We start from the raw sequence: 26363 nt of genomic DNA, 5'->3' as shown, positions 1-26363 counted from the left end.
AAGCTCTTTTACATAACAAAAAACTCACCTAATATTAGGTGAGTTTGAAAATTTGATGATTGATTTACCGTGCACCTTCTGTCGATTCGCTACCCTAAGCGTTACTTAAGCAGTTAGCTCGGCCCAGGCAACCCTGCGGCACATGAGAGGTTTCACTTAATGCTGCTTCCTTCCGGACCTGACATGGTTCATGAATTCCCATTGCGCAGGACCCAAACGTCAACACCACTTACTTAAGGCAGACCTTAAAGTAAACGAACCTCGAGAAGGGATTCGGCCCCGCTAGAGCGGATTGCGGGTACAGGGCACCGCTACCTCCCCGCTTAGCACGGCAAAATAAATATCAAATTTTTTGTCGCATCTATGACGATGCACACATAAGTATATCCTTTTCCCCTAAAAATTGCAACCTTACTACTCAGACAAGTTTTTCCTAGAAGCTTTCTTCTTTTTTCTCAACTCTCTGAAAAATGCACTGAGCATTCCTCCGCATTCTTCCTCTAGCACACCGCTCACCACTTCAGCCTGATGATTAAAGCGTTCTTCCTGAAGAAGGTTCATTAACGTGCCTGAACAGCCTCCTTTTGGATCAAAAGCGCCAAACACCACTTTTTCCACGCGTGAAAGCACGACGGCTCCAGCACACATCGGACAAGGCTCAAGGGTAACGTAAAGAGTTGCCCCCTCCAGTCTCCATGTTCCAAGTGACTTGCACGCTTCATCAATCACAAGCATTTCCGCATGAGCGATAGACCGCTGCTCTGTTTCTCTTAAATTGTGCGCGCGTGCCACGATTTCATCATTCAAGACAAGCACAGCGCCGATCGGCACCTCGCCTTTCGCTTCAGCTTTTTTCGCTTCTTTTATTGCTTCTTTCATATAAAGTTCATCTTGATTCATAAGGTTAGCTCTCTTTTCAAAGTTTTTTCCTTACCTAAAAAGGCTACATATTAATTATAACTTAAACAGAAAGGAGACTGTCGATGTCTAAAGCAGACACAGCTCTTCTCATTGTCGACATGATCAATAATTTTGAATTCGATATGGGAGAAAGCCTCGCCAACAAAACAGAAAAAATCGTTCCTCACATTTTATCATTAAAAAAGCACGCGAGACAAAATGACTGGCCGATTATATACATTAATGATCATTACGGGCTTTGGCAAGCGGATATCCAAAATATCCAGCAAGAATGTGAAAACGAGAAGAGCAAGGCCATTATTGAAAAGATATCACCCGAGGATGCCGACTATTTTCTAATCAAACCGAAACACTCCGCTTTTTATGAAACAGCCCTCCATACCCTCCTTACTGAATTACAGGTGAAACGCATTGTCTTAACAGGTATAGCGGGGAATATATGCGTGCTATTCACTGCTAATGATGCTTACATGAGAGAATACAGCATTACGATACCTAAGGACTGCATTGCTTCTAACAGCGATAAGGATAATGAATTTGCCCTAACTATGATGGAAAATGTTCTTTTCGCAGAAATTAAAACGGAAGAACAAATTACTGAAAAACAAACATGATTAGCGCTTTCCTTTCATACATTGTAGCGATATGAAAGGAGGCGTTTTTCATTCAAATTTATGTAGTGAAACAAGGTGACACTCTTACTGCTATCGCTTCACAATACAGAACAACTGTAAATGAAATTACAGAAACGAATGAAATACCGAATCCCGGCAGCCTTGTTGTCGGACAAACCATTGTCATTCCAATAGCTGGCCAGTTTTATGATGTTCAACAAGGCGATACCCTGACATCCATCGCACGGCAATTCAATACGACAGCAGCCGAGCTTGCCAGGGTGAACCGCATCCAGTTAAATACCGTACTGCAGATTGGTTTCCGTTTATACATTCCTCCAGTTCCTAAACGAGACATCGAATCAAGTGCTTATTTGGAGCCCCGCGGAAATCAAGTCAGCGAAAATCTCCAGCAGGCGGCCAGAGAAGCGTCGCCCTACTTAACGTACCTTGGCGCATTCAGTTTCCAGGCACAGCGTGATGGTACCTTAGTCGCACCGCCTTTAACGAATTTAAGAAGCATTGCAGAGAATCAAGACACGACAATGATGATGATTATAACAAACCTAGAAAACCAGGCATTCAGCGATGAGCTCGGCCGGATCCTTTTGAACGACAATACTGTGAAAAGAAGACTTTTGAATGAAATAGTCGAGAATGCCAGAAGATATGGCTTCCGTGCTATTCATTTTGACTTTGAATACTTACGGCCCCAGGATAGAGAGGCATATAATCAATTTCTCCGCGAGGCAAGGGATCTTTTCCATCGAGAAGGCTTAGAAATTTCTACGGCGCTTGCCCCTAAAACAAGTGCAACACAGCAGGGGAGATGGTATGAAGCTCATGATTACAGAGCCCATGGCCAAATTGTCGACTTTGTTGTCCTCATGACATATGAATGGGGCTATAGCGGCGGGCCAGCTCAAGCTGTTTCTCCAATTGGGCCTGTTCGAGACGTCATAGAATATGCTTTGACAGAAATGCCTGCGAATAAAATTGTCATGGGACAGAATTTATATGGGTATGACTGGACACTGCCTTATACAGCAGGAGGAAATCCGGCAAGAGCGATAAGCCCTCAGCAAGCCATTGTCATAGCTGATCAAAACAATGCCGACATCCAGTATGACGAAACCGCTCAAGCCCCTTTCTTTCGCTATACTGATGCAGAAAACAGAAGGCATGAGGTATGGTTTGAGGATGCCCGATCGATCCAAGCCAAATTCAATCTGATTAAAGAGCTGAATTTAAGAGGCATTAGTTATTGGAAGCTGGGACTTTCCTTTCCTCAAAACTGGCTGCTGCTTTCTGATCAATTTCAAGTTGTCAAAAAGACGTTCCGTTAATTTGGAAACGTCTTTTTTTCATAGGGGAATCCAAGGGTTGTGATACAATATGAAGGTCAGCAATTGACGGACGTTTTTTAGAAATAAGGAGGATTCCAATGAATACAGCCCCTTTTATCGCAGTTGAAGGTCCTATCGGGGCAGGAAAAACAACGCTCGCGACGATGCTTTCACAAGAGCTTGGATTCCCTATGATCAGTGAGATTGTTGAGGATAACCCATACCTTGATAAGTTTTATGACAATATAGAGGAATGGAGCTTCCAGCTTGAGATGTTTTTTCTTTGTCACAGATACAAACAGCTTGAGGATACCAGCCTTCACTTTTTAAATGAAGGACAGCCTGTAATAGCTGATTATCACATTTATAAAAATGTGATTTTTGCGGAACGAACGCTATCTGAACAACAGCTCAACAAATACAGAAAGATTTATCATCTTCTTACCGATGATCTTCCAAAGCCAAATGTCATCATTTACATAAAGGCAAGTCTGCCCACATTGTTACACCGCATTGAAAAACGCGGGCGCCCCTTTGAGAAAAAAATTGAAACCAGCTATTTGGAACAGCTGATCGCAGATTATGACATCGCCATCAAGCAGCTGCAGGAAGCAGATCCAGGTCTTACGGTGTTAACAATAGATGGCGATTCAAAGGATTTCGTTTTGAATAAGAGCGATTTTGAACGTATTGCCGCCCATGTAAAGGAGCTTATAAAATGAAAGAACATCATATCCCTAAGAATTCAATCATTACAGTAGCAGGAACAGTAGGTGTCGGGAAATCAACTTTAACAAGAGCATTGGCTAAACGGCTTGGCTTTAAAACTTCTCTTGAAGAAGTCGATCATAACCCCTACTTAGAAAAATTCTATCATGATTTTGAACGCTGGAGCTTCCATCTGCAAATCTATTTCTTAGCTGAACGTTTCAAAGAACAGAAAAATATTTTTGAAGCCGGCGGAGGGTTTGTACAGGATCGTTCTATTTATGAGGATACTGGGATTTTCGCAAAAATGCACGCTGACAAAGGGACGATGTCAAAGATTGATTATAAAACGTATACAAGCCTGTTTGAAGCAATGGTCATGACACCGTATTTCCCGCATCCTGATGTGCTGATCTATTTAGAAGGCGATCTGGAAAACATATTAGCCCGTATTGAAGAACGCGGACGTGAAATGGAGCTTCAAACAGACCGGTCTTATTGGGAAGAAATGCACACACGTTACGAAAACTGGATCAGCGGTTTTAACGCCTGTCCTGTCCTGAAAATCCGTATTGAGGATTATGATCTGAAGAATGATGAAAGTTCTATCGAGAACATTGTTGATCAAATTGCAACTGTCATTCATGAAACGAAAAAAAAGTGAATCTCATGACCTGAGATTCACTTTTTTATGATATTAAAAAATCCGTTGCAAAAGGTGCAACGGACAAAACAATCTCCAATATATGCTTGAGTTTCATTAGAATTAAAATCAATATGGCGGAGGAAGAGGGATTCGAACCCCCGCGGGCTTTGACACCCCTGTCGGTTTTCAAGACCGATCCCTTCAGCCGGACTTGGGTATTCCTCCGTGTCGACAAGACTTACTATATCATGAATGTTTTGTGATGGTCAAGCATTTTTAAAAACTTTTTTTGTTTTTATAAAAATGTTCGGTTTAAATACCGAAAAGGCGTGCCTTATCAGGCACACCTTTTCAGCATTACGCTTTGATGACTTCTCTATTTCCCATATAAGGACGAAGCACTTTTGGTATAATGACGCTTCCGTCTTCCTGCTGATAATTTTCTAAAATAGCAGCAACTGTTCTTCCGACTGCCAGACCTGAGCCGTTCAATGTGTGTACATGCTCTGGTTTGCCTTTCGCTTCACGTCTGAAACGAATGTTCGCACGTCTGGCTTGGAACGCTTCGAAGTTGCTGCAAGAAGAAATTTCACGATAAGTGTCTTGGCTCGGAATCCATACTTCTATATCGTATTTTTTCGCAGCTGTAAATCCTAAATCACCCGTACACATGCTCATTACACGGTATGGAAGTTCCAACAGCTGAAGCACACGCTCAGCTTGGTTTGTGAGCTTTTCTAACTCTTCATAAGAATCTTCCGGCTTTACAAACTTCACAAGCTCTACTTTATTAAACTGGTGCTGACGGATTAATCCCCGTGTATCGCGCCCTGCTGAACCAGCTTCTGAGCGGAAGCAGGCACTGAATGCCGCATAATTAATCGGCAGGCTGTCTCCTGACAGAATTTCATCCCGATGCATGTTTGTGATCGGCACTTCAGCAGTCGGAATCAAGAAGTAATCCTCTTCTCTGATCTTAAACGCATCCTCTTCGAACTTTGGAAGCTGGCCTGTTCCCGTCATGCTTGCGCGGTTTACCATATAAGGCGGGATGACCTCAGTATAGTTATACTCATCCACATGAAGGTCTAGCATAAAATTATAAAGCGCACGCTCCAAGCGAGCACCTAAGCCTTTATAAAACACGAAGCGGCTTCCTGTCACCTTCGCAGCACGTTCAAAATCAAGAATGCCAAGCTCATCAGCAATATCCCAATGCGGTTTTGGCTCGTATGCAAATGAAGGTGTTTCACCCCATTTCCGGATTTCCACGTTATCATCTTCTGTTTCACCGACTGGCACTGATTCGTGAGGAATATTCGGGATTGAGAGAAGAATGGTTTCAAGGGCAGATTCCACTGTTCTTAATTCTTCATCAAGTTTTTTAATTTCCTCGCCGACTTCACGCATTTCTTTAATGATATGATCCGCGTCTTTTTTCTCGCGTTTCAAAACAGCTACCTGCTGAGATACTTCATTCCGTTTTCCTTTTAGCTCTTCTACTTTTCCGATAAGCTCTCGTCTTTTATCATCAAGCTCCTCGAACTTATCAAAATCTGTTAAGTCTTCGCCTTTGTGTACAAGCTTTGCTTTAATTTCTTGAAAATTCACTCTCAGCATTTTCGTATCAAGCATGCGAAACACTCCTTTTTTCATTAAATTCATTGAATTATCGAAAATAAAAAGAGCCCTCATCCCCATGAAAGGGACGAGAGCTCTCGCGTTGCCACCCTGATTGAAAACAAGCCATAGACTTGTTTTCCGCTTTCACACATAACGGTTATCCCGTAAACGCCTACTTCATTCAGCATTTCGCTCAAGGATGGATTCAGACAGCATCTTTCACCGATTCGCACCAACCATCGGCTCTCTTAGAAAGAGAGGCTTCCTACTAGTTCCTATCAACGCTTTTCGATCTTTATTTGTGTTTATAATGTACTATAAGTTTCCACAGCTTTCAACTGTTTTATACAAGGGCTTTTTGCTTGTATTCCTCAACCATTTGAACGAACAGCTTTGTCACCCGATGATCCTCTGTCAGCTCCGGATGGAACGAACAGCCCAAGAAATTATCCTGTTTAGCCGCAACAATGCGTCCGTTATGCTCAGAAATTACTTCAACATTTTCACCGGCTTCCAAGATATGCGGCGCACGGATGAATACGCCAGTAAAAGGTTCGTCCAGCCCTTTAATGGTTAAATCAGCTTCAAAGCTATCGACCTGCCGGCCAAACGAATTCCGTTCAACAACCACATTCAGCAAACCTAAATGAGCGTTATCTGAACCGGCAATTTCTTTTGCCAATATAATTAACCCGGCACATGTCCCAAACATCGGTTTTCCCTGAGCAGCAAACTCACGCAATGGCTCCATGAATTGATACGTATCAATTAAACGGCGCATTGTCGTGCTTTCTCCGCCCGGCAAAATTAAACCATCGATTTCGTTTAGCTGCTCTGGGCGTTTAATAACAAGTCCAGCTGCACCGCATGCTTCAATTGCATGGATATGCTCTCTTACTGCTCCTTGAAGTCCTAGTACACCTATTGTTAACATATCGCAGCTCTCCTATATTCTTACCAGCCGCGTTCTTGCATACGCTGTTCTGGAAGTAAATTTGAGATTTCAATCCCTTTCATTGCAGTTCCAAGCTCTTTTGAAAGCTCTGCAATCAATTTATAATCAGTGAAGTGAGTTGTTGCTTCCACAATTGCTTTTGCAAATTTTGCAGGATTGTCTGATTTGAAGATACCAGAACCAACAAATACACCGTCAGCGCCAAGCTGCATCATAAGTGCTGCATCTGCAGGAGTCGCTACGCCGCCAGCCGCAAAGTTAACAACAGGAAGTTTACCGTCTCTTTTAATTTGTTGAAGCAGCTCATAAGGCGCTCCCAAATTTTTCGCTTCAGTCATTAGCTCATCATCGCTCATTGCAACCACTTTGCGTACTTGAGCGTTTACCTTGCGCATATGGCGAACAGCTTCGACGATATTACCTGTTCCAGGCTCCCCTTTTGTACGTAGCATAGAAGCACCTTCAGCAATACGGCGTGTTGCTTCGCCTAGATCACGGCAGCCGCACACGAAAGGAACTGTATATTCATTTTTATTCAAATGAAATTCTTCGTCAGCTGGAGTCAGAACTTCACTTTCATCAATATAGTCAACACCCATAGCCTCAAGCACACGCGCTTCAACAATATGTCCGATACGCGCTTTTGCCATTACAGGGATGGATACAGCATTCATTACTTCTTCCACGATAGTAGGGTCTGCCATACGGGCAACTCCTCCAGCCGCACGAATATCAGCTGGTACACGTTCTAGCGCCATTACAGCGACAGCTCCAGCCTCTTCAGCAATCTTCGCTTGTTCTGCATTGATGACGTCCATGATGACGCCGCCTTTTTGCATTTCTGCCATTCCGCGTTTTACTCGTTCAGTACCTGTTTGAGCCATTTTTTGGTCCCCCTAATCAAGGTATAGTTATATGATTTCTACTTCTTATTGTATCCTAGAAATCCAATAATTCATATGGATATTACTTATTTTATTCGGTTTTTAGGGCTTTGAAAATCATTTTTTATTAAAAATTGGGTTTTTTCAGTATATTAAGCGAAAGAGCCCTAACATTAATCAGAGCTCTTTCCATTCATTAAAACCAGCCAGTTACTGTATCAACAATGCTTCCCCAGATACCAGCAAAAAATCCGCCGATGCTGCGCATTGTTAAAACAAACCAGTTTGCTTTATCTACATTTTCTTTTGTCACAAGGTCTACTCCTGCCAGGCTGCTGCTAAGGAATCCATAGTCCTTTTCATCACCTGTATATTCTGCAGTCAGTTTCCCAACCTTCGTCCCTTTTTTCACAGGGGCAGTCAAGGTGTCTTTGTTTAAAGTGACTTTTGCTTTGTAATTCTTTTCTTCACCATTTTTGACAGGAAGAGAAAATGCCTTGCTTGTCACAATGCCTACTTCTTTCTCTTTACCTTTATCTACAGAAACGGTTTTATGGCCTTTTACCTGATCGCCTTCAGCATAAATTTCTTTCATAGAGAAATTATTGAAAGCATAATCAAACATCTTTTTCGTTTCATCGAAACGGCCAGTGTGAATGTTGCCTTTTGCGTTTAACACTACAGTGATGACACGCATACCGTTTCTTTCAGCTGTTCCTGTAAAACATGAACCCGCAGAGTCAGTAGAACCTGTTTTCAGTCCATCTACAGTTGCACCTTTATACTCACTGACAAGACCCTTCAGCATAAAGTTCCAGTTCGGCATGTCCATTTCATCATCTGTGCCTTTTCTGAACTTCATTTTTGAGATGCTGGAAGTTTCTAAAATCTCAGGGTAATCAGTAATCAAGTGATCTGCAAGAATAGCCATGTCCTTAGCAGAAACTTCACTTTCTTCATCTACGCTTGTCCCTTCAGGCTGCTTGCCGTGGAGATCCTTGTTTTCAAGACCTGTTGCATTAACAAATTTGTAATCTGTTAATCCCAGTTCTTTTGCTTTTGCATTCATTTTTTCAACGAACTTTGTTTCAGAGCCTGCAATAACCTCTGCAATGGCAATCGCAGCCGCATTTGCAGAATAGATTGCTGTCGCTTGATAAAGTTCTTTTACTGTGTATTTTCCGTCTTTCCGAAGAGGAACGTTTGATAAACTGTTATCTTGGGAAATCTCATACACATAGTCATCAGGCGTATAGGTTTGATCCCATTTTACTTTGCCTTCATCAATTGCTTCTAATAATAGATACTCTGTCATCATTTTTGTCATACTTGCAATTGGCAGTCTTTTCTCTGCATTTTTGCTGTAAAGAATTTTACCTGAAGAAGCTTCGATCATAATAGCAGCTGATGCGTTGATATCAATTGGATCGCTGGCAGCCTTTGCTTTTGACATTGGAGTCAGGCAAGTTACGGCCAGTGTTAAAACAACCAATGACATCAATAGCTGTTTACATTTCTTGATGTTCAATCGTACGACCTCCGTATTTCATTTTTCTTCATCTATAATTAAGCCGTTAAGGACATTTTCAATGCACAACAGTATAAATTCTATCATAATCAGTATAAAAAAAATAGACAGAGTCAGAGACCCTGTCAAATGTTTTTAATTTGTAACAATTTATTTATGAAATTGTATAGTTAGGTGATTCTTTTGTAATCTGTACATCATGCGGATGACTTTCACGAAGGCCTGCACCAGTCATACGAATGAACTGAGCTTCTTCTCTTAAAGCACGAAGATCTTTAGATCCGCAATATCCCATACCAGAACGAAGACCGCCAACTAGCTGATAAACTGTTTCTTCAACCGGTCCCTTGTAAGGTGTGCGTCCTTCAATTCCTTCTGGAACGAATTTTTTGTTTTCTTCTTGGAAGTAACGGTCTTTACTTCCTTTTTCCATTGCAGCAACAGATCCCATACCGCGGTATACTTTGAACCTTCTGCCTTGGTAGATTTCAGTTTCACCAGGGCTTTCTGACGTACCTGCCAGCAAGCTTCCAAGCATAACAGCATGTCCGCCGGCTGCCAATGCTTTTGCAATATCGCCAGAGAATTTAATTCCGCCGTCTGCGATAATTGTTTTGCCATGTTTTCTTGCTTCAGTCGCACAGTCATAAATCGCTGTGATTTGAGGTACACCAACACCCGCTACAACACGAGTAGTACAAATGGAACCCGGTCCGATTCCTACTTTGACTATATCAGCACCAGCTTCGAAGAGTGCCTTTGTTGCTTCAGCAGTTGCTACGTTTCCAGCGATAATATTTAATTCAGGATACGTTTCACGGATCTTTGTCACTGTGTTTAACACGCCTTGAGAATGCCCGTGTGCTGTGTCGATCACAATGACATCCACATTGGCTTCTACAAGCTTTTTCACGCGTGTCATCGTGTCCCCAGTTACGCCAACTGCCGCACCAACGATCAGACGTCCGTGAATGTCTTTAGATGAGTTAGGGAATTCGATAACTTTTTCAATGTCTTTAATCGTGATAAGACCTTTTAATTTATTTTGATCGTCAACGAGTGGAAGCTTTTCAATTTTATGTTTCTGCAAAATCTTTTCAGCTTCGTCTAAAGTCGTTCCAACCGGTGCAGTGACAAGTTCTTCTTTTGTCATGACATCGCTGATTTTCATTGAGTAATCAGAAATAAAGCGAAGGTCGCGGTTCGTGATAATTCCGACAAGCTTTTGGTCTTCTTCGTTATCTACAATCGGAACACCGGAAATTCTGTATTTCCCCATCAAATGCTCCGCATCATAAACTTGGTGATCAGGAGTTAAAAAGAAGGGATTTGTAATAACGCCTCGTTCAGAGCGTTTTACTTTATCAACTTGTTCAGCCTGCTGCTCGATCGACATATTTTTATGAATAATGCCCAAGCCGCCCTGTCTAGCCATTGCAATTGCCATTGCTGATTCTGTTACAGTATCCATACCTGCGCTGATGACAGGAATATTCAGCTTTAACGTCTTTGTAAGTTCAACAGATAAATCCACATCACGCGGAAGTACCTCTGACTTAGCTGGTACAAGCAGCACATCGTCGAACGTTAAGCCTTCTTTTGAAAATTTACTTTCCCACATTAGTAAATCCCCCTCTTTTCGGCAAAATATTATATGTAGATTATCAACAAGCCAAGAGCATGTCAAGGAACCCGAAAAGAGTTGAAATATTTAGATAACGGAAAGGAATTAGAAATACATATGACATATCATGAATGGAAAGACTTAGCGCTATTTTATTCCGTAGAATCAACCCAGAAATTTCTAGAAAAAGTCTATGTCTTAAATGGTGCAGATGAGGCGAAACGGAACTCTTTTAAAAACAGCGAGCGGTTTATTTTCTTCTTGAAGCATGCTGAATCATTTTATAAGCAAGCCTCTTGCTCGCCTTTAGAAATCAAACCGATTCTTTTATTTTACGGGATGTCACAGCTGATCAAAGCCTGTCTCATCACACAGGATCCTCACTACCCAAGCCATACATCTGTTCTCGCACATGGCGTCACAGCACGTAAAAGAAAGAAGCAAAATTATTGTTTTAGCGATGATGAAGTAAAAATACAACGCAACGGATTATGTATGCACTTCATGAAACACTTATTTGGTCAATCAGGTATAGAAGATGAACGGTATACTATGAAAAAGTTATTAGCCGCTATACCAGAGTTAAGTGATATTTTTTATTTCCAGAAAAAGGAACGATTTATTACAAAGATTCGGAAGGAAAAGGACATGGTTTCTATACCAGAGGATATCGTGATTCATTATAAGATGTCCGATTCACGATTTGTTGAATATATGTCTCATCATTTTCAATGGACCTTTTTGAAGAAAGATAAAGATGATCTTCAGTTCCATCTTTCACGGCAAGACATAAATCCATGGACCTCAATCAGCCTATTATTTGATATGGACAAAAGACAATATTATATTCCTTCTAAACGAGATCAATTTCTAAAACTTCCTGAAATAACAATCCACTATTTAATTTTGTACAACATAGGAATGATTGCGAGGTATGAGACAGAATGGTGGTATGAGCTATTAACGCAGCATGTCAGTGATGATTACGTGTTCATTCAGCAGTTTTTAATGGTAACGGAAAACAAATTCCCTAAATACATTTTGAAATTCCTGCAGCAATATGTATAAACAAAAAACCCAGCTCAAAGAGCTGGGTTTCACCCTTGCTTGGCGGCGTCCTACTCTCACAGGGGGAAACCCCCGACTACCATCGGCGCTGAAGAGCTTAACTTCCGTGTTCGGCATGGGAACGGGTGTGACCTCTTCGCTATCGCCACCAAACAATTGAGAGTGTTCTCTCAAAACTAGATAACAGATATGACATCATTAGAAATTAGGTTAAGTCCTCGATCGATTAGTATCTGTCAGCTCCATGTGTCGCCACACTTCCACCTCAGACCTATCAACCTGATCATCTTTCAGGGATCTTACTTCCTTGCGGAATGGGAAATCTCATCTTGAGGGGGGCTTCATGCTTAGATGCTTTCAGCACTTATCCCGTCCGCACATAGCTACCCAGCGATGCCCTTGGCAGAACAACTGGTACACCAGCGGTGCGTCCATCCCGGTCCTCTCGTACTAAGGACAGCTCCTCTCAAATTTCCTGCGCCCGCGACGGATAGGGACCGAACTGTCTCACGACGTTCTGAACCCAGCTCGCGTACCGCTTTAATGGGCGAACAGCCCAACCCTTGGGACCGACTACAGCCCCAGGATGCGATGAGCCGACATCGAGGTGCCAAACCTCCCCGTCGATGTGGACTCTTGGGGGAGATAAGCCTGTTATCCCCGGGGTAGCTTTTATCCGTTGAGCGATGGCCCTTCCATGCGGAACCACCGGATCACTAAGCCCGACTTTCGTCCCTGCTCGACTTGTAGGTCTCGCAGTCAAGCTCCCTTGTGCCTTTACACTCTGCGAATGATTTCCAACCATTCTGAGGGAACCTTTGGGCGCCTCCGTTACCTTTTAGGAGGCGACCGCCCCAGTCAAACTGCCCACCTGACACTGTCTCCCCGCCCGATAAGGGCGGCGGGTTAGAAGGTCAATACAGCCAGGGTAGTATCCCACCGATGCCTCCACCGAAGCTGGCGCTCCGGTTTCCAAGGCTCCTACCTATCCTGTACAAGCTGTACCAACATTCAATATCAGGCTGCAGTAAAGCTCCACGGGGTCTTTCCGTCCTGTCGCGGGTAACCTGCATCTTCACAGGTACTATAATTTCACCGAGTCTCTCGTTGAGACAGTGCCCAGATCGTTGCGCCTTTCGTGCGGGTCGGAACTTACCCGACAAGGAATTTCGCTACCTTAGGACCGTTATAGTTACGGCCGCCGTTTACTGGGGCTTCAATTCGCACCTTCGCTTACGCTAAGCGCTCCTCTTAACCTTCCAGCACCGGGCAGGCGTCAGCCCCTATACTTCGCCTTACGGCTTCGCAGAGACCTGTGTTTTTGCTAAACAGTCGCCTGGGCCTATTCACTGCGGCTCTCTCGGGCTTGCACCCTAACAGAGCACCCCTTCTCCCGAAGTTACGGGGTCATTTTGCCGAGTTCCTTAACGAGAGTTCTCTCGATCACCTTAGGATTCTCTCCTCGCCTACCTGTGTCGGTTTGCGGTACGGGCACCTCTCACCTCGCTAGAGGCTTTTCTTGGCAGTGTGGAATCAGGAACTTCGCTACTAAATTTCGCTCGCCATCACAGCTCAGCCTTATGGGAAACGGATTTGCCTATTTCCCAGCCTAACTGCTTGGACGCGGATATCCAATACCGCGCTTACCCTATCCTCCTGCGTCCCCCCATTGCTCAAATGGTGAGGAGGTGGTACAGGAATATCAACCTGTTGTCCATCGCCTACGCCTTTCGGCCTCGGCTTAGGTCCCGACTAACCCTGAGCGGACGAGCCTTCCTCAGGAAACCTTAGGCATTCGGTGGAGGGGATTCTCACCCCTCTTTCGCTACTCATACCGGCATTCTCACTTCTAAGCGCTCCACCAGTCCTTCCGGTCTGGCTTCACAGCCCTTAGAACGCTCTCCTACCACTGTTCGAAGAACAGTCCGCAGCTTCGGTGATACGTTTAGCCCCGGTACATTTTCGGCGCAGAGTCACTCGACCAGTGAGCTATTACGCACTCTTTAAATGGTGGCTGCTTCTAAGCCAACATCCTGGTTGTCTAAGCAACTCCACATCCTTTTCCACTTAACGTATACTTTGGGACCTTAGCTGGCGGTCTGGGCTGTTTCCCTTTCGACTACGGATCTTATCACTCGCAGTCTGACTCCCAAGGATAAGTCATTGGCATTCGGAGTTTGACTGAATTCGGTAACCCGGTAGGGGCCCCTAGTCCAATCAGTGCTCTACCTCCAAGACTCTTACCTTGAGGCTAGCCCTAAAGCTATTTCGGAGAGAACCAGCTATCTCCAGGTTCGATTGGCATTTCACCCCTACCCACACCTCATCCCCGCACTTTTCAACGTGCGTGGGTTCGGGCCTCCATTCAGTGTTACCTGAACTTCACCCTGGACATGGGTAGATCACCTGGTTTCGGGTCTACGACCACGTACTCATGCGCCCTATTCAGACTCGCTTTCGCTGCGGCTCCGCATCTTCTGCTTAACCTTGCACGGGATCGTAACTCGCCGGTTCATTCTACAAAAGGCACGCCATCACCCGTTAACGGGCTCTGACTACTTGTAGGCACACGGTTTCAGGATCTCTTTCACTCCCCTTCCGGGGTGCTTTTCACCTTTCCCTCACGGTACTGGTTCACTATCGGTCACTAGGGAGTATTTAGCCTTGGGAGATGGTCCTCCCGGATTCCGACGGAATTTCACGTGTTCCGCCGTACTCAGGATCCACTCTGGAGAGAACGAAGTTTTGACTACAGGGCTGTTACCTTCTATGGCGGGCCTTTCCAGACCTCTTCATCTACCTCGTTCCTTTGTAACTCCGTATAGAGTGTCCTACAACCCCAAGAGGCAAGCCTCTTGGTTTGGGCTAATCCCGTTTCGCTCGCCGCTACTCAGGGAATCGCATTTGCTTTCTCTTCCTCCGGGTACTTAGATGTTTCAGTTCCCCGGGTCTGCCTTCTCATATCCTATGAATTCAGATATGGATACCACTCCATTACGAGTGGTGGGTTTCCCCATTCGGAAATCTCCGGATCAAAGCTTGCTTACAGCTCCCCGAAGCATATCGGTGTTCGTCCCGTCCTTCATCGGCTCCTAGTGCCAAGGCATCCACCGTGCGCCCTTTCTAACTTAACCGTTAAAAAGAATCACTATGTGATATCTTGTGTTACTAATTGAATGTGATGTCTACTGTTATCTAGTTTTCAAAGAACACGTTGGTGGAGCCTAGCGGGATCGAACCGCTGACCTCCTGCGTGCAAAGCAGGCGCTCTCCCAGCTGAGCTAAGGCCCCATTTGTATAAGATGGTGGGCCTGAGTGGACTCGAACCACCGACCTCACGCTTATCAGGCGTGCGCTCTAACCAGCTGAGCTACAGGCCCATCTTAACTTGTTCAAGGAACAAAGTTCCTTCAAAACTAAACAAGACAGGGAACGTTCTGTTTATAAGACCCAAGGTCTTATATTCCGTAAATATCCTTAGAAAGGAGGTGATCCAGCCGCACCTTCCGATACGGCTACCTTGTTACGACTTCACCCCAATCATCTGTCCCACCTTCGGCGGCTGGCTCCATAAAGGTTACCTCACCGACTTCGGGTGTTACAAACTCTCGTGGTGTGACGGGCGGTGTGTACAAGGCCCGGGAACGTATTCACCGCGGCATGCTGATCCGCGATTACTAGCGATTCCAGCTTCACGCAGTCGAGTTGCAGACTGCGATCCGAACTGAGAACAGATTTGTGGGATTGGCTTAACCTCGCGGTTTTGCTGCCCTTTGTTCTGTCCATTGTAGCACGTGTGTAGCCCAGGTCATAAGGGGCATGATGATTTGACGTCATCCCCACCTTCCTCCGGTTTGTCACCGGCAGTCACCTTAGAGTGCCCAACTGAATGCTGGCAACTAAGATCAAGGGTTGCGCTCGTTGCGGGACTTAACCCAACATCTCACGACACGAGCTGACGACAACCATGCACCACCTGTCACTCTGCCCCCGAAGGGGACGTCCTATCTCTAGGATTGTCAGAGGATGTCAAGACCTGGTAAGGTTCTTCGCGTTGCTTCGAATTAAACCACATGCTCCACCGCTTGTGCGGGCCCCCGTCAATTCCTTTGAGTTTCAGTCTTGCGACCGTACTCCCCAGGCGGAGTGCTTAATGCGTTAGCTGCAGCACTAAGGGGCGGAAACCCCCTAACACTTAGCACTCATCGTTTACGGCGTGGACTACCAGGGTATCTAATCCTGTTCGCTCCCCACGCTTTCGCTCCTCAGCGTCAGTTACAGACCAGAGAGTCGCCTTCGCCACTGGTGTTCCTCCACATCTCTACGCATTTCACCGCTACACGTGGAATTCCACTCTCCTCTTCTGCACTCAAGTTCCCCAGTTTCCAATGACCCTCCCCGGTTGAGCCGGGGGCTTTCACATCAGACTTAAGGAACCGCCTGCGAGCCCTTTACGCCCAATAATTCCGGACAACGCTTGCCACCTACGTATTACCGCGGCTGCTGGCACGTAGTTAGCCGTGGCTTTCTGGTTAGGTACCGTCAAGGTACCGCCCTATTCGAACGGTACTTGTTCTTCCCTAACAACAGAGCTTTACGATCCGAAAACCTTCATCACTCACGCGGCGTTGCTCCGTCAGACTTTCGTCCATTGCGGAAGATTCCCTACTGCTGCCTCCCGTAGGAGTCTGGGCCGTGTCTCAGTCCCAGTGTGGCCGATCACCCTCTCAGGTCGGCTACGCATCGTTGCCTTGGTGAGCCGTTACCTCACCAACTAGCTAATGCGCCGCGGGTCCATCTGTAAGTGGTAGCCGAAGCCACCTTTTATGTTTGAACCATGCGGTTCAAACAAGCATCCGGTATTAGCCCCGGTTTCCCGGAGTTATCCCAGTCTTACAGGCAGGTTACCCACGTGTTACTCACCCGTCCGCCGCTAACATCAGGGAGCAAGCTCCCATCTGTCCGCTCGACTTGCATGTATTAGGCACGCCGCCAGCGTTCGTCCTGAGCCAGGATCAAACTCTCCGATAATGGATCACAGATTAAGTTCGCCACATCCTGTGGTAACATCTGCGCGACCTGCATCCTGCAGGCCTTAGTTTGACTGACTACGCACATTACTGTGCGATTTATTTAAAACTTGAATTAACAGGTACGTTTTGTCTTGTTTAGTTTTCAAAGAACTTTGCGCGCCTCTCTCGAAGCGACTACTTAATAATAACATTTTTAGTTAACTAGGTCAACACTTTTTTAAAAAAAATGTTTTCATCTAGTAATGTCATGTCTTTTTTAAAAGACAACAGAAATGATTATACCATAATTCTTCTCACTGTAAAGAGTTTTTGATATAAAAAAGCGCAGCTGATATAGCCGCGCTTTTTCTTTAACTTTCTTGCGTCTCTTCTTGCTCGTTTTCTTCATTATCATCGTTTTTCTCAACTAATGCGACTGTGGCAACATGCTCTTGTTCCGCCATTCTGATGAGACGTACGCCTTGAGTTACGCGTCCGGTAGTTGAGATATCATTGATATCCATTCTGATCAGTACACCGCTGGCAGTAATAATCATCAGATCCTCTTCACCTTTGGTAGCTTTCACTGCTACTAAATGGCCGTTGTTCTCCGTGATTTTACATGTTTTCAGTCCTTTTCCGCCTCGGCTTTGGGTTCTGTATTCTTCAGCCGGAGTTCGTTTACCGTAACCTTTCTCAGTCACGATAAGGACATCAGATTCTTCCTCTAATATTTCCATGCCGACGACAATATCGTCGTCAGTAAGGGTGATGCCTTTTACGCCTGCCGCTGTTCTTCCCATTTCCCTAACATCTGTTTCAGAGAAACGAATCAGCAGGCCGTTTTTCGTTCCGATGATGATTTGTTTTGTGCCGTCAGTAAGCCGGACACCCATTAATTCATCATCTTCCCGCAAGCTCAGCGCAATTAAGCCGTTGTTACGGATATTAGCAAACTGAGACAGTGAAGTGCGTTTTGAAATCCCATGTTTTGTTGTGAAGAAGAGATAGAGATCTTCTTCGAATGCAGTGACTGGGATAATTGCGTTAATCCATTCACCTTTTTCTACCTCCAACAGATTGATAATCGGGATTCCCTTAGCGGTTCTACCGTATTCAGGGATTTCATACCCTTTTGCACGATACACTTTCCCTTTGTTGGAGAAGAAGAGAATCGTGTCATGTGTTGAAGTAGAGATCAAATGTTCAACGAAATCATCTTCGTTTGTTCCCATTCCCTGAACGCCTTTTCCTCCGCGCTTTTGACTGCGGTAGGTCGAAGCAGGCAGACGTTTGATATATCCGTTATGTGTCAGGGTGACAACGATGTTCTCTCTTTCGATGAGATCTTCATCTTCAATTGTTTCAAGACCGGCAGTAACGATCTCAGTGCGTCTTTCATCGTTGAAACGCTCTTTAATTTCTGTAAGCTCTTCACGGATGATCTCAAGCACTTTTTCTTCATTGGCTAAGATTTCTTTAAGCTCTGCAATTAATTTAATAAGGGATTGGTATTCTTCTTCAATCTTTTCTCTTTCCAATCCTGTTAAACGCTGGAGCCTCATGTCTAGAATAGCTTGGGCTTGCTTTTCGGTCAGCGAGAATTGTTCAATTAACCCTGTTCTCGCAATTTCAGCCGTTTGAGAGCTACGGATAAGGGATATAACTGCATCAAGATGATCAAGAGCAATCCTTAATCCTTCCAAAATATGCGCTCTCGCCTCCGCTTTACGCAATTCATAAGCAGTACGGCGTCTGATAACGACTTTTTGGTGATCGAGGTAATGCACCAGGCATTGCTTTAAATTTAATACCTTCGGCTCGCCGTCAACAAGCGCCAGCATATTAATCCCGAAGGAAGTTTGCAGGGCTGTCTGTTTGTACAGGTTGTTCAGGATAACATGCGCATTGGCATCTCGTCTGATTTCAATGACAATCCGCATACCGTTACGGTCAGATTCATCACGCAAATCAGTTATTCCTTCAATTTTCTTATCCCTGACAAGATCAGCAATCTTCTCAATTAGACGCGCTTTATTCACCTGATAAGGGAGTTCTGTTACTAAAATTCTTTCTTTCCCTGAAGAAGTTTCTTCAATTTCTGCTTTTGCCCGAATCGTAATAGAACCTCTTCCGGATTCATATGCCTTGCGGATTCCGCTTCTGCCTAAAATTTGTCCGGCAGTCGGGAAATCCGGTCCAGGAATGAATTCCATCAGCTCTTGGATTGTTATGTCCTTGTTCTCGCTTACAGCAAGCACTCCGTCAATAATTTCTCCAAGCTGGTGCGGCGGAATATTTGTAGCCATTCCGACTGCAATTCCGGCTGCTCCATTTACAAGCAGGTTTGGGAATCTTGACGGCATGACAACAGGTTCTCTCTCTGACCCATCATAGTTATCTTGATAATCAATCGTGTCTTTTGTAATGTCTCGCAGAATTTCCATGGCGATCTTAGACATTCTGGCTTCGGTGTAACGCATCGCAGCGGCTGAGTCTCCGTCTACAGAACCAAAGTTTCCATGACCGTCGACAAGCATATAACGGTAGTTGAAATCCTGCGCCATTCTGACCATAGATTCATATACCGCTGAATCACCGTGAGGATGGTATTTCCCGATAACTTCTCCGACGATACGAGCCGATTTTTTATACGGCTTGTCACTCGTCATGCCTAAATCATTCATCGCGTATAAAATCCGTCTGTGAACCGGTTTTAAACCGTCACGCACATCCGGCAGTGCCCGGGATACGATAACGCTCATCGCATAATCCAGAAAGGACGTGCGCATTTCCTGACTGATATTTATTTCACGAACTTTTGGTGTGTTTTGTTCACTCATTAAAAAACCTCCCTGAAGTATCACATGAAATTATGTGGGAGTAGATTGTCCATTATGATCTTCAATACGATTTCGCTATTCTCCATTATATCAATAAACTTATACTTATACACATTAAATTACTAGAATATATAGGTTTTATAAGAATTCCTGGGTACTGTCCAGTTCAGAAAAAAGCCTTATTTCTAATTGGAAATAAGGCTTTTTATTATTAGATGTCGAGATTTTTCACGTATCTCGCATTTGCTTCTATGAAATTTCTGCGCGGTTCTACTTTGTCTCCCATCAGCATTTCGAACGTTTCATCTGCATCCATTGCATCCTCTAGAGTCACCTGCAGAAGCGTTCTTGAGCTCGGATCCATAGTTGTCTCCCAAAGCTGGGTGGCATTCATTTCACCAAGACCTTTGTAACGCTGCAATCCAGGCTTAGGCGTTTGAGGAAGAGTTTGCAACAGTTCCTCAAGCTGCTTGTCATTGTAGGCATATTCAACACGTTTACCCTGCTGGACTTTGTAGAGCGGCGGCTGCGCGATGTACACATAGCCGTTTTCGATAATCTGACGCATATATCTGTAAAAGAACGTCAACAGCAATGTTCTGATGTGCGCGCCGTCAACGTCGGCATCTGTCATAATGACAACTTTGTGATAACGGGCTTTTTCCAAGTTGAAATCTTCCCCGATACCTGTGCCGAGTGCAGTAATCATAGAACGAACTTCGTTGTTAGAAAGAATTTTATCAAGCCTTGCTTTTTCAACGTTCAGGATTTTACCTCTAAGCGGCAAAATGGCCTGGAAATGTCTGTCACGCCCCTGTTTTGCAGATCCTCCGGCAGAGTCACCCTCTACGATATATAACTCGGAGATGCTCGGGTCTTTCGAAGAGCAGTCCGCTAATTTACCGGGAAGGTTTGAAATCTCCAAAGCGCTTTTGCGGCGCGTTAATTCACGTGCTTTTTTCGCAGCCATTCTTGCTCTTGCTGCCATTAAACCTTTGTCAACGATTTTTCTGGCCGCATCTGGATTTTCCAGCATAAATGTTTCCAACGCCGCAGAAAATAACGTATCTGTGATAGTCCGTGCCTCTGAGTTGCCTAATTTTGTTTTCGTTTGGCCTTCGAACTGCGGATCCGGGTGTTTGATCGAGATAATCGCGGTAAGCCCTTCTCTCACATCATCTCCGCTCAAGTTTGGATCATTTTCTTTTATGAGTCCTTTTTTTCTGGCGTAATCATTGATGACACGAGTCAGCCCTGTTTTAAAACCGGCTTCATGGGTACCGCCTTCGTACGTGTTGATATTGTTTGTAAATGAGTAAATATTGCTTGTGTAGCCGTCATTGTATTGCAGAGCGACTTCAACCGTAATGCCGTCCTTTTCGCCTTCAATATAAATCGGCTCTTCATGGACAACTTCTTTGGAGCGGTTTAAATACTCTACATAGCTTTTTATTCCGCCTTCGTAATGATACTCATTTTTGCGTTCTTGTCCTTCACGTTTATCTTCAATCGTGATGTTTACGCCTTTTGTCAAAAAGGCTAGTTCACGAACACGGTTAGCAAGCAGATCATATTCATACTCAGTTGTTTCCGTGAAAATTTCAGGATCTGGAACAAAATGTGTAGTCGTTCCGGTATGATCCGTTTCGCCAATAACCTCGAGATCAGAAACCGGGATACCGCGGTTATAGACTTGACGATGGATTTTTCCGTCACGGTGAACAGTCACATCAAGCTCTGTTGATAACGCGTTAACGACCGAGGCACCTACACCGTGCAAACCTCCGGACACTTTATATCCGCTTCCGTCAAATTTCCCTCCGGCGTGAAGCACAGTCATAATGACTTCAACCGCAGGACGGCCCATTTTCTCATGAATACCGACTGGAATCCCGCGGCCATTATCAATTACTGTGATGCTGTTGTCTTTTTCAATTAGGATATTGATATCTGTACAATAACCGGCCAGGGCTTCGTCAATACTATTGTCGACAATTTCCCATACCAGATGGTGAAGACCTTTACTGTTAGTTGAACCGATGTACATCCCCGGTCTTTTACGAACAGCTTCCAATCCTTCTAGTACCTGTATCTGATTTTCATCATAACTATTTTGCTGCTGTTCCATAGCCACGTTATTCACCTACACTTTTCTTAAACAATATATTCGTTATAAAAATCACTAAGAATCTATTTCAACCATAAATTGCGCACGTTTTTTTAATGTGCTGGAAGATAAGGGAGAGTAATATATATTCTGAACCGTGACTACGATAGATTTGGGTGTGCCGTTTACGGAAGGCACCAGCTTGTGTTTCTGTTTTTTCAGAAATTCTTCAACAATTGGCGACATGTTGGCTTTAAAATCAAAAATGCCAATAATATCGCATGTTGAAACCACAAAATCATCACCTAAATGAATATACAATTGCCCACCTCATTTCTTCACTTCACTAACGCACCGTTTTGCACACGGAACATTCCTGCTTGCCGTAAGGTTTCGTGATCAATGCCATCAACGCTTGTCGTTGTGACAAACGTTTGTACACGGCCCTGGATGGTATGAAGCAAGTGCGATTGGCGATAATCATCCAGCTCACTCAGCACATCATCCAATAGTAAAATGGGATATTCTCCGATTTCTTCATGGATCAGGTCAATCTCAGCCAGCTTAAGGGATAATGCCGTCGTCCGCTGCTGTCCTTGAGAACCGTACGTCTGCACATCGCGTCCGTTCACATAGAAAAGAACATCATCCCGATGAGGTCCAGACAGCGTGACGCCACGCTCAATTTCTTTTTCTCTTAATTTAGAAAACGCTTCTTGATAGCTATCTCCTATTTTCGACAAGTCTTCAGGATCTGATACCTCAAGAGCCGTATGGTACTTCAGCGTCAGTTCCTCAAGCCCTCTTGAGATGCCCGAATGGATAGGCTGCGCCCATTTTTCGAGCTGTGCCGTGAATTGCAGACGTTTTACGACGACTTTTGCGGCAACTTCAATAAGCTGATCAGTCAGAACATCAAGCATTGTTCTGTCAGTTTGTTTTCTTGTTTGCAGCTGCTTCAGAAAATGATTTCGCTGGGAAAGAATCTTCTGGTAAAGAGAAAGGTCATACAGGTAGACGGGAGAAACTTGGCCGATTTCCATGTCAAGAAACCTCCGTCTCACTTGAGGGCTTCCCTTTACAAGGTTTAAATCTTCCGGCGCAAACATGATGGTGTTGAGGGCACCGACATACTGGCTGAGCTTTTGCTGTTCGATATGATTGACCTTGCCCTTTTTACCCTTTTTGGAGATGACGAGCTGCATCGGAATCGCTCCGTTTATCTTCATCACTCTTCCCTCTATTTTAGCATAGTCTTTGTCCCATCGGATAAGTTCTTTGTCATTTGAAGTCCGATGCGATTTCGCCATGGACAAGACATAGATCGCTTCCATGAGGTTTGTTTTCCCCTGGGCATTTTCTCCAATGATCACATTTACTTTATTTTCAAATTGAAGTTCAGCATGTTCGTAGTTGCGGTAAGATGTCAGTTCTAAGTTCTGGATATGCAATCAGTGTCACCCGCTTTAATTGACGACTTGAAATGAACCAAATCCTTCAATCTCTACCACATCTCCAACATACAGCTTTCTGCCGCGGCGATTGTCCGGCTCATTGTTTACAAGCACTTCATGCTCGCTCAAAAACCACTTTGCCATACCGCCTGACTGAATCACATCGGCTAATTTCAGAAATTGACCGAGTGTAATCATCTCTGTATCAATAGAAATCGGATTTGCCATTATATCGACCTCTTTCAAATATCACTAATATCTAATTGTACTAAAAAAAAACGAATTAGGGAAAGGGAAAACTTGACGGAGCAGATACCGAATAGAAAAGCTGCCGAACAGGTCGGCAGCCGTATATCGGATTAATAGGTTCTGACAGGGAGGATAAGCTGTACGATTGTTTCATCATTCGGCGTGCGAATTAAGAAAGGTCTCATAGCTCCTGTAAAGCTGACACGTATCTCTGCTCCTTCAAGCACCTTTAATGCATCCAGCATATATTTTGGACTAAAAGAGATATTTAATTCCTCACCCTCAATCTGATCTGCAAGAACTGCTTCCACAACTTTTCCGATTTCAGGTGAATTAGAAGAAATCTCAATTGATTCAGCAGGCTTTGCAGAAAGCTTCACCACGTTATTGCGTCCTTCTCTGGCTAATAGAGATGCACGATCAATCGCCTGAAGGAATTCTTTTGTGTTCACAATGATTTCTGTCTTGCTTTCTTGCGGAATAAGGCTCGTTGTATCTGGGTAATTTCCATCCAGCAGGCGCGAGAAGAACAAGACGTTTTTTGCTTTAAACAGAACCTGGGTTTCTGTAATGACGATATCTACTAGTTCTTGGTTGTCATCTAAAATTTTGCTGAGTTCAGTTAAGCTCTTACCCGGAATCACGACGTTATAGGATCTGTCTTCTGAAATATCAAGTTTGGCTTTTCTTAAAGCCAAACGGTGGCTATCCGTCGCAGTGCATAATAATTCACTTTTCTCCACTTTCCAGTTTACACCTGTCAATATAGGACGTGTTTCTGAGGTGGACACCGCAAACACTGTTTGTCTAATTAGGTTTTTTAACAAATCCGTAGGAATCTGAATCGCATGATGCTCTTCGATCTGCGGCAAATGCGGATATTCATCAGCATCAAGTCCATTTAGGTTAAATTCGGCTTTTCCAGAGCGGATAATCGTCAGATATTGATTTTGCACTTCGATTTCTACAGCTGCCATCGGGAGTTTTTTTACAATTTCGCTAAAGAAGCGGGCTTGTAATACAATGCTGCCTGGCTGTTCAATCGTAACGATTTCTTTATCTCCTTCTTCTTTCGGAATAAAAGACTCGATGGAAATATCTGAATCGCTTCCTGTAAAAGATACCCCTTCATCTGAGGCAACGATCTTAATACCGGTCAAAATCGGAATTGTAGTTCTGGATGAAACTGCTTTTAACACATCTTGGACACTTTCAACAAGACGATCTTTTTGAATCGTAAATTTCATTTTTATCCTCCTAACGGATAATGTATTAATATATATATTTTTTTTAAAAAAAGTAGTAGAAGTAATAGTAGGGCTTGTGGATTTGTGGATAAGTTGTGAAAAAGACAGGAAACACAGCCTATCCACATGTGGACAGACTGTGCATGACTTTAGAAAAGTTATTCACACTTCTCCCGATTTATCCCCGACCCTATTATTTAAGCTGTTCCTTAATTTCTTTTACATGCTGCTGAAGCTGTTCATCATCTGCCATCAGTTTTGAGATTTTTTCATGTGCATGAATAACGGTTGTATGGTCACGGCCACCGAATTCCTCCCCAATTTTAGGGAGAGAGGAGTCAGTCATTTCTCTCGATAAGTACATAGCGATTTGACGCGGGAATGCTACCGATTTTGTCCGTTTTTTTGCTTTGAAATCCTCAAGCTTAATATTGAATTGCTGGCCTACTACTCTCTGAATTTCTTTTATTGTAATCACTTTCGGTTTTGAGGAAGGAATAATATCTTTTAATGCCTCAGCGGCCAGATCGGCATTAATGTCTTTATTAATTAAAGATGAATACGCAACGACCCTGATTAATGCCCCTTCCAGCTCCCGAATGTTGCTGTCGATTTGATTTGCGATATAAAGCATAACCTCGTTCGGAATATCCAAGCCTTCCGCTTTGGCTTTTTTTCTTAAAATCGCAATTCTCGTTTCTAAATCAGGAGGCGTGATATCTGTAATCAGACCCCATTCAAAGCGTGAACGCAATCTGTCTTCAAGTGTCGGAATTTCTTTAGGCGGTCTATCACTTGAAATGACGATTTGTTTGCTTTCTTCGTGCAGCGTGTTGAAAGTATGGAAAAATTCTTCTTGCGTTTGTTCTTTCCCGGCTAAAAATTGAATATCATCTATCAAAAGCACATCAACATTTCGGTAGCGATTGCGGAAATCAACTGCTTTATTATCCCGAATAGAGTTGATGAACTCGTTAGTAAATTTCTCAGAAGACAGATAAACCACTTTGGCAGAAGGATTATGATCTATTACATAATGGCCGATCGCATGCATTAAGTGTGTTTTCCCTAATCCAACGCCTCCGTAGATAAATAAAGGGTTGTATGCTTTTGCAGGTGCTTCCGCTACTGCTAGGGAAGCTGCGTGAGCGAATCGGTTTCCAGATCCGATGACAAAAGTATCAAATGTATACTTTGGGTTGAGCATATTTTGAGGAAAATCAGATGTATCTTCTTTTACCGCTTTTTTGACTTGCGGTTTTGGCATAAAGTCTTCGACATCTTGATTTTGAGGAATGACAAATTTAATGCTCAATTCTTCCCCGGTTAATTCATATATAGTATCTGCAATGAGATGCAAGTACCTGGACTCCAGCCAGTCTCTGGCAAATTCATTAGGAGCGGTAATTGTCAATGTATCCCCTTGCAGTGAGTGGGCTTTCGTTGATTTCATCCAAGTCTCGAAACTCGGTTTGCTCAATTTTTTTTCAATTTGAGCAAGGGCTTGGTTCCACAGGTCTAATATATTTTCCAT

Annotated in this window: 18 protein-coding genes, 3 tRNA genes, 3 rRNA genes, 1 other RNA gene and 1 other annotated feature; of the genes, 5 read left to right on the top strand and 20 right to left on the bottom strand. The window is 43.9% G+C overall.

Annotated features, from left to right (window positions below):
- Positions 1-67: 67 nt before the first annotated feature.
- Positions 68-332: signal recognition particle sRNA large type (gene ffs / locus NSU16_RS00125), an RNA gene on the bottom strand.
- Positions 333-414: 82 nt separating this feature from the next.
- A complete protein-coding gene (gene tadA, locus NSU16_RS00120) occupies positions 415-900 on the bottom strand; it encodes a tRNA adenosine(34) deaminase TadA (RefSeq protein WP_339191847.1) in 486 nt (161 codons plus the stop codon).
- Positions 901-983: 83 nt separating this feature from the next.
- Between tadA and NSU16_RS00115 the strand changes: the two genes are divergently transcribed.
- From NSU16_RS00115 to dck, 4 genes are all read left to right on the top strand, one after another.
- A complete protein-coding gene (locus NSU16_RS00115) occupies positions 984-1535 on the top strand; it encodes an isochorismatase family cysteine hydrolase (RefSeq protein ID WP_339191846.1) in 552 nt (183 codons plus the stop codon).
- Positions 1536-1591: 56 nt separating this feature from the next.
- Positions 1592-2881, top strand: coding sequence for a glycoside hydrolase family 18 protein (locus tag NSU16_RS00110; RefSeq protein WP_081720751.1), 1290 nt, complete (start codon positions 1592-1594; stop codon positions 2879-2881).
- A 98-nt stretch (positions 2882-2979) separates the two neighbouring features.
- A complete protein-coding gene (gene dgk, locus NSU16_RS00105) occupies positions 2980-3603 on the top strand; it encodes a deoxyguanosine kinase (protein WP_010332739.1) in 624 nt (207 codons plus the stop codon).
- A complete protein-coding gene (dck, locus tag NSU16_RS00100) occupies positions 3600-4253 on the top strand; it encodes a deoxyadenosine/deoxycytidine kinase (RefSeq protein ID WP_029441179.1) in 654 nt (217 codons plus the stop codon). Before dgk ends, dck begins: the two co-directional genes overlap by 4 nt.
- A gap of 114 nt (positions 4254-4367) precedes the next feature.
- On the opposite strand, the gene NSU16_RS00095 is transcribed toward dck, so the two are convergent.
- The 6 genes from NSU16_RS00095 to guaB all read right to left on the bottom strand — a co-directional run bounded on the left by NSU16_RS00095 (position 4368) and on the right by guaB (position 10846).
- A tRNA-Ser gene (locus tag NSU16_RS00095) sits at positions 4368-4460 on the bottom strand.
- Positions 4461-4592: 132 nt separating this feature from the next.
- Positions 4593-5870 carry a serine--tRNA ligase gene (gene serS, locus NSU16_RS00090; RefSeq protein ID WP_339191845.1) on the bottom strand — a complete coding sequence of 426 codons (1278 nt, stop codon included), beginning with the start codon at positions 5868-5870 and terminating at the stop codon, positions 4593-4595.
- A gap of 66 nt (positions 5871-5936) precedes the next feature.
- Positions 5937-6149 (bottom strand) — a binding site (T-box leader).
- 52 nt (positions 6150-6201) lie between these two features.
- Positions 6202-6792: a pyridoxal 5'-phosphate synthase glutaminase subunit PdxT gene (gene pdxT / locus NSU16_RS00085; RefSeq protein WP_168746736.1), complete on the bottom strand. Its 591-nt coding sequence runs from the start codon at positions 6790-6792 to the stop codon at positions 6202-6204.
- A 20-nt stretch (positions 6793-6812) separates the two neighbouring features.
- Positions 6813-7697, bottom strand: a complete 885-nt coding sequence (pdxS, locus tag NSU16_RS00080) for a pyridoxal 5'-phosphate synthase lyase subunit PdxS (protein WP_024123589.1) — start codon at positions 7695-7697, stop codon at positions 6813-6815.
- 196 nt (positions 7698-7893) lie between these two features.
- Positions 7894-9225 (bottom strand): D-alanyl-D-alanine carboxypeptidase, encoded by a 1332-nt coding sequence (gene dacA / locus NSU16_RS00075; RefSeq protein WP_339191844.1) that lies wholly within the window; start codon positions 9223-9225, stop codon positions 7894-7896.
- Between the two features lie 154 nt (positions 9226-9379).
- On the bottom strand, positions 9380-10846 hold the full coding sequence (gene guaB, locus NSU16_RS00070) for an IMP dehydrogenase (protein WP_010332733.1): 1467 nt from the start codon (positions 10844-10846) through the stop codon (positions 9380-9382).
- A gap of 120 nt (positions 10847-10966) precedes the next feature.
- On the opposite strand from guaB, the gene NSU16_RS00065 reads away from it, so the two are divergent.
- Positions 10967-11917, top strand: coding sequence for a YaaC family protein (locus tag NSU16_RS00065; RefSeq protein ID WP_198098583.1), 951 nt, complete (start codon positions 10967-10969; stop codon positions 11915-11917).
- Positions 11918-11954: 37 nt separating this feature from the next.
- Here the strand turns inward: NSU16_RS00065 and rrf are convergent.
- The 12 genes from rrf to dnaA form a co-directional block, all read right to left on the bottom strand.
- A 5S ribosomal RNA gene (rrf, locus tag NSU16_RS00060) occupies positions 11955-12070 on the bottom strand.
- Positions 12071-12123: 53 nt separating this feature from the next.
- Positions 12124-15051, bottom strand: a 23S ribosomal RNA gene (locus NSU16_RS00055).
- Between the two features lie 81 nt (positions 15052-15132).
- A tRNA-Ala gene (locus NSU16_RS00050) sits at positions 15133-15208 on the bottom strand.
- Between the two features lie 12 nt (positions 15209-15220).
- A tRNA-Ile gene (locus tag NSU16_RS00045) sits at positions 15221-15297 on the bottom strand.
- Positions 15298-15398: 101 nt separating this feature from the next.
- Positions 15399-16948 (bottom strand): 16S ribosomal RNA (locus NSU16_RS00040).
- Together the 16S, 23S and 5S rRNA genes with 2 tRNA genes alongside form the textbook arrangement of a ribosomal RNA operon.
- A 352-nt stretch (positions 16949-17300) precedes the next feature.
- A complete protein-coding gene (gyrA, locus tag NSU16_RS00035) occupies positions 17301-19772 on the bottom strand; it encodes a DNA topoisomerase (ATP-hydrolyzing) subunit A (RefSeq protein WP_168746733.1) in 2472 nt (823 codons plus the stop codon).
- 211 nt (positions 19773-19983) lie between these two features.
- A complete protein-coding gene (gene gyrB / locus NSU16_RS00030) occupies positions 19984-21900 on the bottom strand; it encodes a DNA topoisomerase (ATP-hydrolyzing) subunit B (protein WP_010332677.1) in 1917 nt (638 codons plus the stop codon).
- A 54-nt stretch (positions 21901-21954) separates the two neighbouring features.
- The gene (gene remB / locus NSU16_RS00025; protein WP_010332676.1) at positions 21955-22200 is read right to left on the bottom strand and encodes an extracellular matrix regulator RemB; all 246 of its coding nucleotides are present in this window, start codon (positions 22198-22200) and stop codon (positions 21955-21957) included.
- Between the two features lie 17 nt (positions 22201-22217).
- Positions 22218-23330 carry a DNA replication/repair protein RecF gene (gene recF, locus NSU16_RS00020; RefSeq protein ID WP_326204312.1) on the bottom strand — a complete coding sequence of 371 codons (1113 nt, stop codon included), beginning with the start codon at positions 23328-23330 and terminating at the stop codon, positions 22218-22220.
- Between the two features lie 15 nt (positions 23331-23345).
- Positions 23346-23561: a ribosome maturation protein RlbA gene (gene rlbA / locus NSU16_RS00015; protein ID WP_003219264.1), complete on the bottom strand. Its 216-nt coding sequence runs from the start codon at positions 23559-23561 to the stop codon at positions 23346-23348.
- Between the two features lie 131 nt (positions 23562-23692).
- Positions 23693-24829 (bottom strand): DNA polymerase III subunit beta, encoded by a 1137-nt coding sequence (gene dnaN, locus NSU16_RS00010; RefSeq protein ID WP_010332674.1) that lies wholly within the window; start codon positions 24827-24829, stop codon positions 23693-23695.
- Between the two features lie 193 nt (positions 24830-25022).
- Positions 25023-26363, bottom strand: a complete 1341-nt coding sequence (gene dnaA, locus NSU16_RS00005) for a chromosomal replication initiator protein DnaA (protein WP_010332673.1) — start codon at positions 26361-26363, stop codon at positions 25023-25025.

The organism is Bacillus sp. FSL K6-1003 (genome assembly GCF_037964945.1).
GTDB lineage: Bacteria > Bacillota > Bacilli > Bacillales > Bacillaceae > Bacillus > Bacillus mojavensis.
This window is presented reverse-complemented; position numbering and strand designations above follow the sequence as displayed.

Bases quoted from the DNA above. Each gene is read 5' to 3' on its own strand.
- rlbA (WP_003219264.1), bottom strand. From the start codon at position 23,561: ATGGCAAATCCGATTTCTATTGATACAGAGATGATTACACTCGGTCAA.
- dnaN (WP_010332674.1), bottom strand. From the start codon at position 24,829: ATGAAATTTACGATTCAAAAAGATCGTCTTGTTGAAAGTGTCCAAGAT.
- NSU16_RS00065 (WP_198098583.1), top strand. From the start codon at position 10,967: ATGACATATCATGAATGGAAAGACTTAGCGCTATTTTATTCCGTAGAA.
- dck (WP_029441179.1), top strand. From the start codon at position 3,600: ATGAAAGAACATCATATCCCTAAGAATTCAATCATTACAGTAGCAGGA.
- tadA (WP_339191847.1), bottom strand. From the start codon at position 900: ATGAATCAAGATGAACTTTATATGAAAGAAGCAATAAAAGAAGCGAAA.
- gyrB (WP_010332677.1), bottom strand. From the start codon at position 21,900: ATGGAACAGCAGCAAAATAGTTATGATGAAAATCAGATACAGGTACTA.
- pdxS (WP_024123589.1), bottom strand. From the start codon at position 7,697: ATGGCTCAAACAGGTACTGAACGAGTAAAACGCGGAATGGCAGAAATG.
- pdxT (WP_168746736.1), bottom strand. From the start codon at position 6,792: ATGTTAACAATAGGTGTACTAGGACTTCAAGGAGCAGTAAGAGAGCAT.
- gyrA (WP_168746733.1), bottom strand. From the start codon at position 19,772: ATGAGTGAACAAAACACACCAAAAGTTCGTGAAATAAATATCAGTCAG.
- NSU16_RS00115 (WP_339191846.1), top strand. From the start codon at position 984: ATGTCTAAAGCAGACACAGCTCTTCTCATTGTCGACATGATCAATAAT.
- dgk (WP_010332739.1), top strand. From the start codon at position 2,980: ATGAATACAGCCCCTTTTATCGCAGTTGAAGGTCCTATCGGGGCAGGA.
- guaB (WP_010332733.1), bottom strand. From the start codon at position 10,846: ATGTGGGAAAGTAAATTTTCAAAAGAAGGCTTAACGTTCGACGATGTG.
- dnaA (WP_010332673.1), bottom strand. From the start codon at position 26,363: ATGGAAAATATATTAGACCTGTGGAACCAAGCCCTTGCTCAAATTGAA.
- serS (WP_339191845.1), bottom strand. From the start codon at position 5,870: ATGCTTGATACGAAAATGCTGAGAGTGAATTTTCAAGAAATTAAAGCA.